We start from the raw sequence: 15,173 nt of genomic DNA on the forward strand, positions 1-15,173 counted from the left end.
ATTATAGAAAGGTGGATGTTTAGTTGATGAATAATGCTGAAATCACAAAATCAGTTAGAGATGTATTGGCTGGCAGTTGGCCAGTGGTGATTGGGGCATATTTAGTTATTGCTGTTATTCGAATGTTTTTGGGGAATGTTCCAGTTTTGGGCTGGGTTACTTGTTTAATTTTGACAGGGCCATTTAATGTTGGATTGTCGATCTTTTCTTTGAATATAATAAGAGGCAAGAAATCAGAATTTAAACAAATATTTGATGGATTAAACTTCTTTGGTGTAGCTATGTCGGCTTATTTGCATATTTTTGCTTACACCATATTATGGACGATTTTGTTTGTTGTGCCAGGAATAATCGTCTTTTTATCATATAGCATGACGTTTTATATAATTGCTGACAATCCAAACATTGCACAGAAAGATGCGAGGAAGAAAAGCATTGAAATGATGAAGGGTAATAAATGGAAACTTTTTTGTTTGTATTGCAGGTTTATTGGTTGGTATGTTTTAAGCGTGGCAACTTTGGGGATAGGCTTTTTGTTTTTGTCTCCGTATGCTGGAATAAGTGTTGCTAAGTTTTATGATGAAATCAAATAGTTTCGATTTAGTAAATTAATAAAAGAAGGTTATGAAAATGAAAAAGAAACCAATATCTAAAATTATAAAAAAGGGAATTCGATTAGGTAATAAGATTATCCCTAAAAAGAGTAAAGCTAAGGTAAAGCTAGGGCTTGCTCCTGGTTCTTTGGTTTTTACTGGCGAAAGAAAAATGGCAGAGGTAGAGATTTCTGTTATTCAACATCTCAAAGAACAGTATAGCGAAAGTAATCCAAAAAATTCCGCAGAAGTTATCGATTTGGTTAAAGATTTTAAGGGTATAACGTGGATTAATGTTGAGGGTCTTCATGATGAGAAGATTATTGAAGAAATTTGTACGTTTTTTGGTATTCACAAGCTTACGATGGAGGATATCCTTAGTGTTGGTCAACGTCCAAAGCTAGAAGAGCATGGAGAATATTTGCATGTAGTATTAAAAATGGTGATGGTGGGGGATGAAGAAACAAAAGTGAGCTATGAACAGCTAAGTTTTATCAAGAAAGGGAATGTTCTTATAACATTTCAAGAGAAAAAGGGAGATGTGTTCGATGGAGTTCGTAGAAGATTAAAAGAAGGCAAGGGGATTAGAAATAGAAGCGCAGACTATGTGATGTATGCACTTATGGACGCTGTTGTAGATTATTATTTTGTAATACTAGAAGTTTTTGGCGAACAGTTAGAAGAGGTTGAGTCCTTTTTGCTCGAAAATCCTGACAAGAGCACTCTTAATCGGTTGCACTTGTTACGTAGAGAGACTTTGAACATTCGTCGCTCTATTTATCCTTTGCGCGAAGTTGTGAGTAGCTTTGAGAAAATAGAAGAACCGATGGTTGCTAAAGAAGTAAAGGTCTTTATTCGGGACTTATACGATCACACTATTCAGGTCATTGATACTGTTGAGGTTTTTAGAGAAATCGCTTCAGGTTTGTTAGACCTTTATATGAATAGTGTTTCAAATAAAATGAACGAGGTTATGAAGGTTTTAACCATTATTGCTACTATTTTTATTCCCTTAACCTTTATTGTCGGAGTGTATGGAATGAATTTTGACAATATACCAGAGCTACATTTCCAAAATGGATACTTTATAGTTTGGGGTTTAATGGTCTTTCTTTTTGTCGGAATGTTATTTTATTTTAAAAACAAAAAATGGTTCTAGGTTAAAAATAGGTACAAAAAAAGCCCCGATACCGGGGCTTTTTAAAATTCTTTATAGTGTAGAAGCTTCTATGCGTCGATTCATAGCTCTACCTTCGGCTGTATCGTTAGCGGCAACAGGGTCTTCTTCGCCAAATCCTTGAGCTGTGATTCTGGCGTTGCTTATTCCGTATTTATTAATTAACACATTAGCAATTGCTTGTGCTCTTTGCTCAGATAATAGTTGGTTAGCTTCTGCTTCTCCTACATTATCTGTGTAGCCTTTAATTAAAAGCTTTACTTCAGGATGAAACATTAGAAACTCTGCATAGTCCAGGAGAGTCATTGTGTAGTCGTCTTTTACGATTGCTTCGCCTGAGTCAAATTTTATTTGCATGTCTAATTTTTCTACTTTTCCTGTTTTTTTGAACGCTTCTTCTAGTTTATTGTTTACTATAGGCCAAGTTAAGATGATTTGATAAACAGTATCATTGCCTAAAGTATTACCATAATAGATGTTTTTAACTTCAAGTCTAGGTTCGAAGTAATTGCTTATTTTAATTTTCACACCTAATCCAAGGTTAAGTCCAATGCGTGATTGATAACCAATATCCCCCCCTAAGCCAGCTAGAACGTAAGGAGTTATTCGATCAAAATTTGCAATATTATATAAGGCATTAATGCCTCCAGCTAAGAGTAGTTTGCCTTCTGATGAACTTTTTATAGAACTTAGCGCAAGCCCAAGATTGTAATCTAAAAACAGTCGGTCGCTAAGCTGATCGGTATAATAGGCGCCTATCTCCCAGGCGTTATTTAGATCTCTTGTTTGGTCCATATAGTGATAACCCAAGTAAGGTGAAATTACTGCATTGGCCGAGTACCCGAAAGATAATAAAGATAAAACTAAACAGAACAGAACAATTGCTTTTTTCATTCTAGCCTCCTAATTATAATGATATTTATCATAGTTTAACTAAAATGCTAAGTCAATCTGTTTGAAGATCTGCGTTATTCATTAATTTTTTCTGATATAATTATTTAAAAAGTAAGCATAGAAGATATGCCTATTAGATTGTTTCAGCTTGAATTTATTTAGGAGTTATTGTTTTTGAAAGTATTACTAATTCAGCCACCTATTGAGGATTTTTACCTTACAGAAATTAGAACCTATCCTCTTGGAATATTATATTTAGGAACTTTTCTGCAGAAAAATGGTATAGATGTTGCACTTCTAGATTGTTTAAGTCCTTATAAAAAGAAGACAATTCCTTTGCCCAAAGAGTTTTCATATTTAAAGAAGATTTATAGTGAAAAAGAAGTTGGCCCACTTAAGCTTTTTGGCGCTTATTATCGATTTGGACTATCTGCTGAGCAAATACTAGCGAAGATTGAAAACATTAAACCAGACTGCATTGGAATTACTTGTAATTTTACGACTTATTTTAATATTGTTGGTGCTTTAACAAAGCAGATAAAAGAGAGATTCCCTAACATTAAGATTATTATCGGGGGATATCATGCAACAGTTTATCAAAAAGAAATTTTAGAAAAATATCCGTGGATTGATCATATTATTAAAGGTGCTGATGAAAATGAGTTTTTAAAAGTACTAGGGTTGCCTCTAGATGCTGATAATTGTTTTACAAAAACTATTCCGAACAGAAACTTGATTGATTCTTCTAACTATAAGATGTACAAAAAGAATTTTAGCTTCATCGTTGCAACACGTGGCTGCCCCAAAAGATGTACTTTTTGTACTGTAGCCTCAATGCATGGAGATAGTTTTGTCTTGCGTCCTGTAGATAACATCATTTCAGAAATGCAAAATTTATATTCTCAGCATGATGTTAGAGTGTTTGATTTTGAAGACGACAATTTGTCTTTGAATAAAAGTTGGTTCAATGAGTTATTAGATAAAATTGTAACAACTTTTTCAGAGAAGGACATTCAGCTTTATGCAATGAATGGAATTTCTGTGGAGACACTTTCGCCAGAACTATTAAAGAAGATGCGGAGTGCTGGCTTTAGGAATTTGAACGTTTCACTTGTAACTGCACAAGATGCTATAAAAAAGAAATTAAATCGACCATTTACGAATGAGCAGTTTGAAAAGATAGCCCAGGAGGCAGTTGCTCTTGGATATGAAGTTACTGCATATTTGATAATAGGATTGCCTGAGCAGACGAAGCAGGAGATTGATGAAACCATTGGTTATTTAGCGACCATGGGTGTTTTGATTGCACCTTCGTTTTATTATCCACCACCTGGTACAGTCGATTTTGATTGGTTAGTTAAGGAGAAAATTATCGACCCAGATAATTGGATATCTTTTCGTTCGTCTGTTTTTCCTGTGGAAACAGAGCATTTGAAGCGAGAAGATTTAGTGCATTATTTTCAATATATTCGTCTGCTTAACTTTTGTGAGGAGTTAAAGAAAAAATACCATTTAACACAAATTAATTTAAAGAATCTAGAGGCTATCAATGCTCTTACTTTTGCTGAAATTACTTCTGGTAATGTGAGAGAAGAGGAGATAGGCATAGCTCAAATAAAAGAATATTTAGAGACTGGCATAATCAAGCGTATTTTAAAAAAATAAATTTTATTATTTGATTTCCAACTTTTTTAGCGATACCATTTTAAATTAAAGATGGCAAAAAAAAGGAAATAATTATGGAAAAAACAATAAATCTTAAAATAGATGGCATGACTTGTGCTAGTTGTGTCTTGCACATTGAAAATGACCTCAAATCTAGGCAAGGTGTTGTTAGTGCAGTTGTAAATTTGCCTTTGAAGAGAGCGGAAGTTTCTTTCGAGACTGACATTTTATCTGAGAAAGATATTATAAAAGTTATCAAAAACGCAGGATTTCAGGCAACATTAATCGACGTCTCGGAAAAAGAAGAGGATGCTGTCAATTCTCAAATAGAAGAAAAAGAGAATCTCAAGCAGCGGCTTAGGCAGCTTGTAGTTACTGCAATCCTCAGCACTATTGTTTTATTGTTAGGTTTTGTATGGAAGATTCATAGTGGCATGGAAATAATGATGGTTCTTTCCTTGGTTATTATTCTTTATGGCGGGAGAGGATTTTTTAAGAAAGGTATTCCTGACCTGTTTAAGGGTAGACCGGCCATGGATACTTTAGTGTCGCTTGGAATTGGTGCAGCTTTTATTTATTCTACCTATTTAATGTATTTTACTTCTAAACAAGAAGAATATTTTATGGATGTTGCAATTATTACTACTTTTATTTTACTTGGTAGATACTTAGAGGCGAGAGCAAAGGGAAATGCTGGGGCTGCCATAAAAAAGCTACTTGAACTTTCACCTAAAATAGCACACAGGGTCATGAAGAATGGAGAGACGGAGGAGATTAGTGCGAAGGATATCCAGCTTGGTGATGTTTTAAGGGTTAAACCTGGCGAAAAAATTCCTACAGATGGAATTATTACAGAGGGTTATACGGCTATAGACGAATCAATGGTTACCGGAGAAAGCATTCCAGCTGACAAAGTATTAAATGATAAAATAATTGGCGCAACAATTAATGGCAATACTGCCTTTACTATGGTCGCGACAAAAGTTGGGTCAGACACTGTGCTCGCCCAAATTGTAAAAATGGTGCAAGAGGCTCAGATGCATAAGGCTCCTATTCAGAAATTGGTTGATGTTGTGGCTGGTTATTTTGTCTGGGGAGTATTGATTGTAGCTACTATTACTTTTGTTGCTTGGTCAATTATAGCTGGAGGCATAACTACCGCTGTTTTTGTTCCTACTGTTGCTGTTCTAATAATCGCTTGTCCTTGTGCGCTAGGTTTAGCAACTCCAATCTCGATAGTAGTTGCTTCAGGTAAAGGTGCACAACTAGGCATTATTATTAAAAAGACAGAAAGTTTAGAGAAGGCTCACAAGATTACGGCTATAGCCTTTGATAAGACGGGAACTATTACAAAAGGACAGCCAGAGGTGCAAGAATTTCAGCTTTTGAAGGGTCAAGAAAAAGAAGCTCACTCGATAGCCTTGGCATTAGAAACACATTCGGAACATCCGTTGGCTAGAAGCATCGTCTCGTATACTAAAGAATTAGAAGCAGATAATAGAGAAGCGGAAGTAAAAGAATTTGTTGCTCAAACAGGCTTTGGTCTTCAAGGGCAAATAGCAAAAAAGAAATATTATATAGGCAATAGTAAGTATATGGAGCAGGTAGGCGTGCAAAGTTCTTTAAGCAAGGAAGCAATAAATAATATGTACGATAAAGGTTACACAGTTGTTTGTTTAGCTGACGAAACAAGTGTTCTTGCTTTGTACGGTGTACAGGATGGGATTAAGGAAAGCTCACGAAAGGCAATTAGGCTCTTACATAAACGAAAAATTAAGACCATTATGATAACAGGTGATAATGAAAAAGTAGCTCAGGCAATTGCCAACGAAGTTGGGATTGATGAAGTTCACAGTAGCGTTACACCAGATCAGAAAGTACAGATAATTACTGACTTGCAAAAACAGGGCTATTTTGTCGCTATGGCGGGTGACGGCATAAATGATAGCCCTGCTATTGCAAAAGCAGATGTAGGGATTGCTATGGGAACGGGAACAGACATAGCAATTGAAACTGGTGATTTGGTTATAGTTAAGGGTGATTTACAAAAAGCGGTGGAAGCGATCGACCTTTCTCGTGCAACGTTAAGAAATATTAAGCAAAATTTATTTTGGGCCTTTATTTATAATACAATAGGGATTCCGTTGGCAGCCTTTGGTTTTCTTAGTCCTGCGTTTTCAGCTGGAGCAATGGCTTTTTCTTCAGTTTCGGTGGTTATAAATGCGCTAAGGTTGAAAAGATTTAAATCTGTTTAGTAGTATGCTTTTTTTGTTTTTAACTTTTAATAACTGATTGTGCTATAAAGCCTTTGCAAATGAGGTGTGTTTATAAAAGCACAACCTCTTAGAACAGAAATAATGGATGCAATAAAAAATCTGCTTGTAACGTTATAATTAATGTTAGGTAAGTAGGGAGGCTAGCTGAATGAGTGATGGAATAAGCATAGGAAGTATAAATGTGGGCTTAAGTGATACGAGGAATATAAGTTCTCAAGTATCGATGCCAAAGGTAGACAACGACAATCTTCGTTCGTTGCCGACATCCTTTTATCCTGCAGATAAAGGGTCTATTGAATATTCCTCGCCGATGGTTAATGAGTTTGCTGGATTGGGCGACCTCTCTATTTCTTCAGATATCTCCATTCAGGGTATTGGTCCCTCAGAATTTAATTTTTCTTCTTCAGATATTTCAGGGTTAGGTTATAAAGAAGCTGAAGAAATATTCGCAATGCAAGGCGTTGGAGGTGCAGCCCCTCCTGGGTATGAAGGTCATGGCGCTAGTTTCCGCCCTGATTCCGTCCAAGCTACAGAAAATATTCAGGCAATGGCTGAACTTTTCGCAAACATGTAGTTAATTAATAAAATTCTCCTAAATTTTTATTATAAGCATCTCCCTCTAAGGTGTGTTATTATTGTAATATGTCTTGAAAGGAGAGTAGGATATGTCCGTTAAAAATAATGATAATATTAAAGTGCACTATACAGGAAAACTAGAAGACGGTACTGTTTTTGATTCATCAGAAGGAAGAGAACCATTAGCGTTTAAGGTTGGCGTTGGTCATGTTATTCAGGGCTTTGATGAAGGCGTTCTTGGCATGAAAGTTGCTGAAAAAAAAGAAATTTTTATCCCGATGGAGAAAGCATATGGAAAATATAGCGAAGATTTAATTGTTTCTTTTTTAAAAGAGCAGTTGCCAGAAGATATGGACTTTGAAGTTGGACTGAAACTTCAAATGCCTTCGGAGCATGGTATGATGATACCAATTACTGTCAAAGAAGTAACAGATAAAGAGGTTTTTTTGGATGCAAACTCTGATCTAGCAGGCAAAAATTTAATTTTTGATGTACAATTAGTAGAAATAATGTAAATTTATTGCCAGACTATAAACAAATTTGTTATATTTTGGTAAGATTACAGTAAGGTTAAAAAATAGAGGCGAGAGAGGTGGTAACATGGTTTTAGATTTAAATGTGTCCATTAGAGAAAACAACAACATTCCAGTTATTGATTTAGAAGGCGAAATTGACGTTTATACGTATCCGAAGTTAAGCGATGCTTTGCAGTATGTTTTTGAAACATATCCTAATGCCAAAGATCTTATTGTGAACTTAGATAAGATTCGCTACATTGATAGCACAGGTTTAGGTGTTATTGCGAATGGAGCAAATCAAATCAAAAAGATCAATGAAGGGTATATTAATATTATCAATGCTACTCCTCAGATAAAAAAAATATTTGATGTTTCAGGCTTAATTTCTGCAAATTTTAAAATTTTTGATAGTGAAGAAGATGCTGTTACTAATTTAAGTAAATAGGGGGAGAGCTAATGACAAATATTAAATTAACAATCCCAAGCATGTCAGACTATGTTGGGGTGGCTAGATTGACTGCTTCAGGCATTGCAAATAGGATGAAATTCACTCATGAAGATATTGAAGATATAAAAATAGCTGTTTCTGAGGCATGTACAAATGCCGTGCAATACGCTTACGGAGATTCTCCAGGAGAAATAGAATTAGCTTTTAGCATGTTTGAGGATAAGCTTGAGATTAAAATTTCAGATTCTGGTAAAGGATTTGATGTTGAAGCTGACGTGAAAACTAAAGAAGATGATCCTGAAAAAATTGGGTTAGGCTTAGGCATAGTTTTTATGCGTAGCTTGATGGATCATGTTGACTATGACACATCTGCTAATGGAACGACAGTTACTTTGGTGAAAAAAGTTAGCTCCTAGAAAATACTAGCCAGATGATAATCATCATAGGTTTATTAACATTGGTTTCAATAGGAATAGGGACTATGTTGGTCAATTTGACAGAAGGAGAGTCAGCCTTAAGTTTGGCTTCTTTTTGGATAGGCATAGGGCTAATAGTAGCAAGCCTTTATTTTTTCATTTCTGCAATGTTTTTCCCTCAATTGATTAACCTCGCTATCTAAATATAGATTAATCAATTATAAGCTTTTATTTATTTTCTTTTTTATGATAAACTTATCAGGCGGATTTTTCCGTAATAAACATACCTTGGATTTTCAGTAAATGTAACGTGTGACTTAATAGTTGTTACGTTTTGACAAGGTAGAAGAAAAACAAAAGGAGCAAAAAATGTCAGAAGAAAAATCAGTAGAAAAAGTAGAAGTTGCAACCTCAGAAGAAAAGGAAATAAGAAAGCCAAGGCCACATAAAGAGCAACTTAAAACAAGTATTTCTGAACGAGTTGTAACAATGAGACAACTTTTAGAAACAGGCGTTCATTTTGGACACCAGACAAGAAGATGGAACCCTAAGATGGCTCCGTATATTTACACTTCCAGAAACGATATTCACGTTATCGATTTACAAAAAACATTGGGATACATAAATAAAGCATATGACTACATAAAAGAGGAAGTAGCTAAAGGAGCTACGGTTTTATTTGTGGGAACCAAGAAACAAGCACAGGCTGCTATCGAAGAAGAAGCTAAGAGATGCGAAATGCCATATATTTGTAATAGATGGCTTGGTGGTATGCTTACAAATTTTGAGACAATTAAAAAGTCTATTAAAAGAATGGAAGAAATCGAAGGCTGGAAAGAATCAGGCTTGTTTAATGCTTTTGTTACCAAAGAGCAATCAGTGTTAAACAAAAAACTAAGTAAACTTCATTACCATTTTGATGGCATCAAAGACATGAAGAATCTTCCTGATATTATTTTTATTGTGGATACACACAAAGAAGAAATCGCTGTTCACGAAGCGAACGTTTTAAATATGCCAATTGTTGGTATTGTCGATACAAATTGTGATCCTGATTTAGTGAGCCACCCAATACCCGCGAATGATGATGCTATTAGAACAATAAAGTTGTTGGTTAGTATCGTTGCCAATGCAATCATCGAAGGTAAGAAATCAAGGTTAAGTAGCGAAGAAGCAATTACTCAAGAAGTTGAAGAGGTTTTTGTGAAAAGTGCTGAAGCAGCCAATGCTGATATAGATAAACTTGCATCTGTTGTAGATAAATTAATCGTTGACGATGCAAATGTTGAGGAAATCAAGAAAAAATAAGTAATATTTCGGAGGTTGATGATAATGGTTGAAGTAACAATGCAGGAAATTCAAGAATTAAGAGCAAAAACTAATTGTGGAATTATGGATTGTAAGAAAGCTCTTAAAGATGCTAATGGAGACATGGAAGCAGCAGTTGATGTTTTAAGAAAAAAAGGCATGGCAAAAGCTGCAACTAGAAGTGACAGAAAAGCAACAGAAGGTGTTGTGAAAATTGAACTTAGCGCAGACAACAAAACAGCTTACATGTTACAACTTTGTTCTGAAACAGACTTTGTTTCAAGAAATGAAAAATTTCAAGGGCTAGCTACAGAGATTTTAGTAGCTATGAAAAAAAGTAAGGGAGCTAGCGAGATTGAAGACATCAAGAATCTTGTGCTAGCGTCTGGACATACAGTAGCTCAAGAAGTTGAAGAGTTAAGTGGTGTAATAGGAGAAAAGATTGAATTAACAAATGCTAAAGTAATTAATTCAGAAAAGGACCAAGTATTAGGCTATTACGTTCATTCTAACCAAAAAATTGGTGTTGTGTTGATTGTAAACGAAGGAGATGACACCTTTGTTAAGCAGCTTTGCATGCATATTGCAGCTTCTGCCCCAGTTTATATTTCTAAGGACGAAGTCCCTTCTGAAGAGCTTAGTAGAGAGAGAGACGTTTTGAAAGAACAGGTTATTAATGAAGGCAAACCAGAAGCAGTAGCTGATAAAATTGTTGAAGGAAAACTTCGTAAATACTTTGAAGAAATTTGTCTTATGGAACAAAAGTTTGTAATAGATACTGACAAAAAAATATCAGATGTTTTAGGTAAAACTAAGATAATAAAATTCATTAGGTTCAGCATAGGATAATTAATGATAATTATACTGGACTTTGGATCTCAATATTCTCATTTAATCGCTCGTAGAGTAAGAGAGTGTGGTGTCTATGCCGAGATCTTAGATGGCCATGTTTCCTTTGAGGAAATAGTCGCAAAGAGTCCTACCGCAATTATTTTGTCAGGAGGTCCTTCTTCGGTATATGAGCAGGATTCTCCTCAGTGCAATCCAGAAGTATTAAATATGGGTATTCCAGTGTTGGGAATTTGTTATGGTATGCAATTAATGGCCAAGTTTTTAGGAGCAACTGTTAAGCACTATTCAAAACGTGAGTACGGAAGAATAGAAATAACAATTGATGATTTTTCGGATTTATTCTTTGGGATAGATCCAAAAACCACTGTTTGGATGAGTCATGGAGACAGTGTGGCTGTTCTTCCTGCTGGTTATGTCAGATTAGCACATTCAGTCAATACTCCTTTTGTGGCTATTGCTAATAAGGAGAAGAAGATATATGGCGTCCAATTTCATCCGGAAGTTTCTCATACTCTTACTGGAATGCAGATTATTAGAAATTTTCTTTTTGAAATTTGTAAATTTAAGAGAAATTGGGATATGAAAGATTTTATCAAACAAGAGATCCAAGAGATCAGAGCACAAGTTGGTAAGGAGAAAGTTTTACTAGGTTTAAGCGGTGGAGTTGATTCTATGACAGCTGCGGTTTTGTTACATGAGGCTATCGGCGATCAACTGATTTGTATGTTTATTGATCAAGGCTTCATGAGAAAAAATGAAGCAGAACAAATCGTTGCTACGGTTAACAATCATTTTAAGATTAAGTTAATTCATGTTGACGCAAAAGAACGTTTCTATAATGTAGTTAAAGGTATTACTGATCCAGAAGAAAAAAGAAAGAAAATTGGAAATGAATTTATTAGGGTTTTTGAGTCTGAAGTTGTTAAGGTTGCTAAAGATGTTAAATTTTTAGCTCAAGGAACCTTGTATCCCGATGTTATTGAGAGCGCCTCAAGTGGTGTCTCCAAAAATGCAGTTAAAATTAAAACTCATCATAATGTTGGTGGGTTGCCAGATGATATGGAGTTTAAGATTGTAGAGCCATTCAAGAAGCTATTTAAAGACGAAGTGCGTAGAGTAGGTCTTGAGTTGGGTATGCCAGAGAAAGTCATCTATAGACATCCTTTCCCTGGTCCTGGTTTAGCAATAAGGATTATTGGTGAGGTTGACCCTGAGCGAGTAAGGGTTTTACAAGAAGCTGATGATATTGTAATGGATGAAATAAAAAAAGCAGGGTTATATAGAGAAGTTTGGCAATCTTTTGCAGTTTTACTGCCTATTAAGACCGTAGGTGTTATGGGAGACCAAAGAACCTATTGCCATACAATTGCGGTGCGTGCCGTGAGCAGTCAGGATGCTATGACAGCAAACTGGACACATCTGCCCTATGAGGTGCTTGAGAGTATTTCTTCTAGAATAATTAATGAATTGCCCGAAATCAATAGGGTGGTTTATGATATTACTTCAAAACCACCGAGCACTATTGAGTGGGAGTAGTTACTAGGAAGCGCTTGCTGCTTCTATTTCTTTAATGATTTCGTTAACATCTAGACCATGAGCTGCTAATCCTTCTTCTAAACTTTCAGAATGTGCCATCATGCATCCAACACAATGAACACCATGATTTCTTAATATTTCCATCGCTTCTGGGTATTCGTTAATTATGTCCATAATATTTGATTTTTTTGATATTTTCATTTTCTTTCTCCTTTATTTTTGACAGTTTTCACAATAAAAAGTGCTTCTGCCATTTTGTTTTATTTTGCTTATTTTATTATTACATATTATACAGTTTTGGGTATATTTATTATATACTTTCAATTTATTTTGAAATCCACCTTTTTTATTAAACCCATCCCTATAATCCGAAAAAGTTGTTCCCCTCAGTTCGATTGCTTTTTGTAGAATATTTTTTATTGCAATATATAGGTTTTTTATTTCTTCTTTCGTTAAACTTTTAGCAAGTCTTTGCGGAGATATTTGGGACTCAAATAAAATTTCTGATGCGTAGATATTCCCAATTCCTACGAGATGATTTTGTTCAAGCAGTAGTTGTTTTAAGTTTTTGTTTGGTATGTTTTTGATGATCTTTCCTAGTTTTAGTAGGGTAAATTCGGGTGTCGTGGGATCTATTCCAATTTTTTGTACGTAGCTATTACTTTTAAGTTCTTTGGTTTTAATTAAATTAATTGTTGCAAACTTTCTGATATCTTCAAAGATAATATTCTCTTTGTTAGTTGAAAATTTAAGCATGGAGTGTTTTTCTTTGTTTGGGTTTTTTCCTTGAATAATAAATTTGCCAGTCATTCTTAGATGGAAGAGTAAGGAGTTTTCATTGGATAAGTTCCAAACGCAGACTTTTCCTAGTCTGTAGACATTGAGTATGCTTGAGCTTTCTGTCCCTTTTTTGAATTCAGTTTCGTTAATATTTCTAAGATTTCTTCCGTCATAAATTGTAACATTTGCGATTGTTGAGCCAGTAATGTGCTGATTCAGGTCTCTGCTGATTGTTTCTACTTCTGGTAGTTCGGGCATTTCCTTATCCTTCCTTCTTGCCTTTTGTTGTTGTCTAATTTATAATCATTCTAACTTTAGAATAATTATAAAGAAAAACACATATGGAAGCAACTGAAATATTAAAGAAGAAGGCAATAAAGGTCACCTCTCAGAGGGTGAAAATCTTGGATTATCTTTTGGAATTTAAGGTGCATCCTACTGCTGAACAAATATATGGAGAGCTTTCTAATAGTAAAGAAATCTTATCTTTAGCAACAGTGTATAACGCACTTACGCTATTTGTTGAGCTGGGGATAGTAAAAAAAATAAGTGGCCCAAACGAGACAGCTGTTTTTGATATTGTCACAGAAGATCATTACCATTTTTTTTGTTCTGAATGTGATAAAATTTTTGATATTCCTTCAGAAATGAAAGAACTTTCATCTCTAGATTTAAAGGGGCACAAGGCGGTATCTTTTCAGGGATGGTTTAAGGGTATTTGTAATAACTGTAATAAGGGGGTGAAAAAAAAGAATTTATTGAATTTATTAAAGCAGAAGGTTAGAATTTTTACTAGGAGGTAGATAAAATGAGTATAAAGGGAACGGAAACAGAAAAAAATTTGTTAAAATCATTTGCTGGTGAGTCACAAGCAAGAAATAGATATACCTATTTTGCGAGTGTTGCAAAAAATGAAGGCTATGAACAGATAGCAGCATTATTTTTGGAAACAGCAGATAATGAAAAAGAGCATGCGAAAAGATTTTTTAAGTTTTTAGAAGGTGGAATGTTAGAAATAACTGCTTCTTATCCTGCAGGAAAGATCGGCACAACAGCAGAAAATCTTCAGGAGTCTGCTAACGGAGAAAATGAGGAGTGGACGTTGTTATATCCAGCTTTTGCTAAGAAAGCTAGAAAAGAAGGGTTTGAAGACATTGCCGTTTGCTTTGAGGAGATAGCTAAGGTAGAGAAGGCTCATGAAGAAAGATATCTTAAGTTATTGGAAAATATAAAAAAGGGACTAGTTTTCATTAAGCCTAATGTAATAGAGTGGAAATGTAGAAATTGTGGTTATATTCATACTGGTAAGGAAGCTCCAGATAAGTGCCCAGCATGTTTACATGCCAAGAAGTATTTTGAAGTAAAAGAAGCTAATTATTAGAAAGGAGTACGTAATGGATAAGTATGAATGTATTGTTTGTGGATATATCTATGACCCAGCAGAGAACGATAATGTTGCTTTTGCTGACCTCCCTGAAGACTGGACCTGTCCAGAGTGCGGAGTAGGTAAAGATCAGTTCGAAAAAGTATAGAGCTTTTACGGATATAAGGCAGATATTTAGTTCTGCCTTATATCGCTTTTTTTTGGTTTATTTTCTCTCACATTTTAAAAACCCAAATTTTCTTTCATTGAAAAAACATGTTGCTTTTGTAAGCCTTTGTTTATAGGCACTTCAGGTGTTTTATGTTATTGATAATTTTTATTGGGTATTTTTAAAGATATGAAGAGAAATAAATGGTAGTTTTGTATTAATAAAAATTAATATAAAACCCTTATAAAACTTGGCTTTTTTAGGTATTATTGTTAACGTTAGTGTATCATTCAAGGGGGATTTTTTTGCGTATAAATTTTAATAGAGCCTTACATAATCTAGTAGTGTCTTTATTTTTTCTTATTTTTTTAAGTAATTCCCTTCTTTTTTCAGCAACTACAGCCCCTACAAACCTTTTAGTACAAGATAATCCAACAAATAGTGCCGTTTCAATTAATGAGACAGGAACAAATGTTTATTTTCAGGCGGTTTATAATTCTGACCGAGGACCTGCAGTTAACTACAGAATAGCAGTTACTACTCAAAATGAGTTTGGTATTAAGGATTTTGTTTTTTGGGGAGAAAATACTGCCAATATGGTT

Annotated in this window: 19 protein-coding genes; 16 read left to right on the forward strand and 3 right to left on the reverse strand. The window is 34.8% G+C overall.

What is annotated here, in order from left to right:
- Positions 1-26: 26 nt before the first annotated feature.
- On the forward strand, positions 27-593 hold the full coding sequence (locus tag PHF25_03530) for a DUF975 family protein (protein ID MDD4527092.1): 567 nt from the start codon (positions 27-29) through the stop codon (positions 591-593).
- Positions 594-630: 37 nt separating this feature from the next.
- Entirely contained in the window at positions 631-1,752 is a 1,122-nt protein-coding gene (corA, locus tag PHF25_03535) for a magnesium/cobalt transporter CorA (GenBank protein MDD4527093.1), read from the forward strand.
- 51 nt (positions 1,753-1,803) lie between these two features.
- Here the strand turns inward: corA and PHF25_03540 are convergent, their stop codons facing one another.
- Positions 1,804-2,664 (reverse strand): OmpA family protein, encoded by an 861-nt coding sequence (locus PHF25_03540; protein MDD4527094.1) that lies wholly within the window; start codon positions 2,662-2,664, stop codon positions 1,804-1,806.
- Positions 2,665-2,838: 174 nt separating this feature from the next.
- Here PHF25_03540 and PHF25_03545 point away from each other — a divergent pair, with 174 nt between their 5' ends.
- The 10 genes from PHF25_03545 (at position 2,839) to guaA (ending at position 12,259) form a co-directional block, all read left to right on the forward strand.
- Positions 2,839-4,329 carry a cobalamin-dependent protein gene (locus PHF25_03545; protein MDD4527095.1) on the forward strand — a complete coding sequence of 497 codons (1,491 nt, stop codon included), beginning with the start codon at positions 2,839-2,841 and terminating at the stop codon, positions 4,327-4,329.
- Positions 4,330-4,403: 74 nt separating this feature from the next.
- Positions 4,404-6,584, forward strand: coding sequence for a heavy metal translocating P-type ATPase (locus tag PHF25_03550; protein MDD4527096.1), 2,181 nt, complete (start codon positions 4,404-4,406; stop codon positions 6,582-6,584).
- 169 nt (positions 6,585-6,753) lie between these two features.
- The gene (locus PHF25_03555) at positions 6,754-7,179 is read left to right on the forward strand and encodes a hypothetical protein (GenBank protein MDD4527097.1); all 426 of its coding nucleotides are present in this window, start codon (positions 6,754-6,756) and stop codon (positions 7,177-7,179) included.
- A gap of 91 nt (positions 7,180-7,270) precedes the next feature.
- Positions 7,271-7,696, forward strand: a complete 426-nt coding sequence (locus PHF25_03560; GenBank protein MDD4527098.1) for a peptidylprolyl isomerase — start codon at positions 7,271-7,273, stop codon at positions 7,694-7,696.
- 85 nt (positions 7,697-7,781) lie between these two features.
- Positions 7,782-8,144, forward strand: a complete 363-nt coding sequence (locus tag PHF25_03565; protein MDD4527099.1) for an STAS domain-containing protein — start codon at positions 7,782-7,784, stop codon at positions 8,142-8,144.
- Between the two features lie 11 nt (positions 8,145-8,155).
- Positions 8,156-8,563, forward strand: coding sequence for an ATP-binding protein (locus tag PHF25_03570; protein ID MDD4527100.1), 408 nt, complete (start codon positions 8,156-8,158; stop codon positions 8,561-8,563).
- 14 nt (positions 8,564-8,577) lie between these two features.
- Positions 8,578-8,766, forward strand: coding sequence for a hypothetical protein (locus PHF25_03575; protein ID MDD4527101.1), 189 nt, complete (start codon positions 8,578-8,580; stop codon positions 8,764-8,766).
- A gap of 166 nt (positions 8,767-8,932) precedes the next feature.
- The gene (rpsB, locus tag PHF25_03580; protein MDD4527102.1) at positions 8,933-9,871 is read left to right on the forward strand and encodes a 30S ribosomal protein S2; all 939 of its coding nucleotides are present in this window, start codon (positions 8,933-8,935) and stop codon (positions 9,869-9,871) included.
- 24 nt (positions 9,872-9,895) lie between these two features.
- Positions 9,896-10,720: a translation elongation factor Ts gene (tsf, locus tag PHF25_03585; protein MDD4527103.1), complete on the forward strand. Its 825-nt coding sequence runs from the start codon at positions 9,896-9,898 to the stop codon at positions 10,718-10,720.
- Between the two features lie 3 nt (positions 10,721-10,723).
- Positions 10,724-12,259, forward strand: a complete 1,536-nt coding sequence (guaA, locus tag PHF25_03590; GenBank protein MDD4527104.1) for a glutamine-hydrolyzing GMP synthase — start codon at positions 10,724-10,726, stop codon at positions 12,257-12,259.
- A gap of 3 nt (positions 12,260-12,262) precedes the next feature.
- On the opposite strand, the gene PHF25_03595 is transcribed toward guaA, so the two are convergent.
- Together PHF25_03595 and mutM are read right to left on the reverse strand one after the other, a co-directional pair.
- Positions 12,263-12,460, reverse strand: a complete 198-nt coding sequence (locus tag PHF25_03595) for a DUF1858 domain-containing protein (GenBank protein ID MDD4527105.1) — start codon at positions 12,458-12,460, stop codon at positions 12,263-12,265.
- Positions 12,461-12,472: 12 nt separating this feature from the next.
- On the reverse strand, positions 12,473-13,297 hold the full coding sequence (gene mutM / locus PHF25_03600) for a bifunctional DNA-formamidopyrimidine glycosylase/DNA-(apurinic or apyrimidinic site) lyase (GenBank protein MDD4527106.1): 825 nt from the start codon (positions 13,295-13,297) through the stop codon (positions 12,473-12,475).
- Positions 13,298-13,380: 83 nt separating this feature from the next.
- On the opposite strand from mutM, the gene PHF25_03605 reads away from it, so the two are divergent.
- From PHF25_03605 to PHF25_03620, 4 genes are all read left to right on the forward strand, one after another.
- Positions 13,381-13,842 (forward strand): Fur family transcriptional regulator, encoded by a 462-nt coding sequence (locus tag PHF25_03605; protein MDD4527107.1) that lies wholly within the window; start codon positions 13,381-13,383, stop codon positions 13,840-13,842.
- A gap of 5 nt (positions 13,843-13,847) precedes the next feature.
- On the forward strand, positions 13,848-14,420 hold the full coding sequence (locus PHF25_03610; protein MDD4527108.1) for a rubrerythrin family protein: 573 nt from the start codon (positions 13,848-13,850) through the stop codon (positions 14,418-14,420).
- A gap of 13 nt (positions 14,421-14,433) precedes the next feature.
- Entirely contained in the window at positions 14,434-14,571 is a 138-nt protein-coding gene (locus PHF25_03615) for a rubredoxin (protein MDD4527109.1), read from the forward strand.
- 305 nt (positions 14,572-14,876) lie between these two features.
- A partial coding sequence (locus PHF25_03620) for a hypothetical protein (protein ID MDD4527110.1) occupies positions 14,877-15,173 on the forward strand: 297 nt, incomplete at its 3' end.

It is taken from the genome of Candidatus Margulisiibacteriota bacterium (genome assembly GCA_028706105.1).
In the GTDB taxonomy this organism is placed as follows: Bacteria; Margulisbacteria; Riflemargulisbacteria; order GWF2-35-9; family DYQY01; genus DYQY01.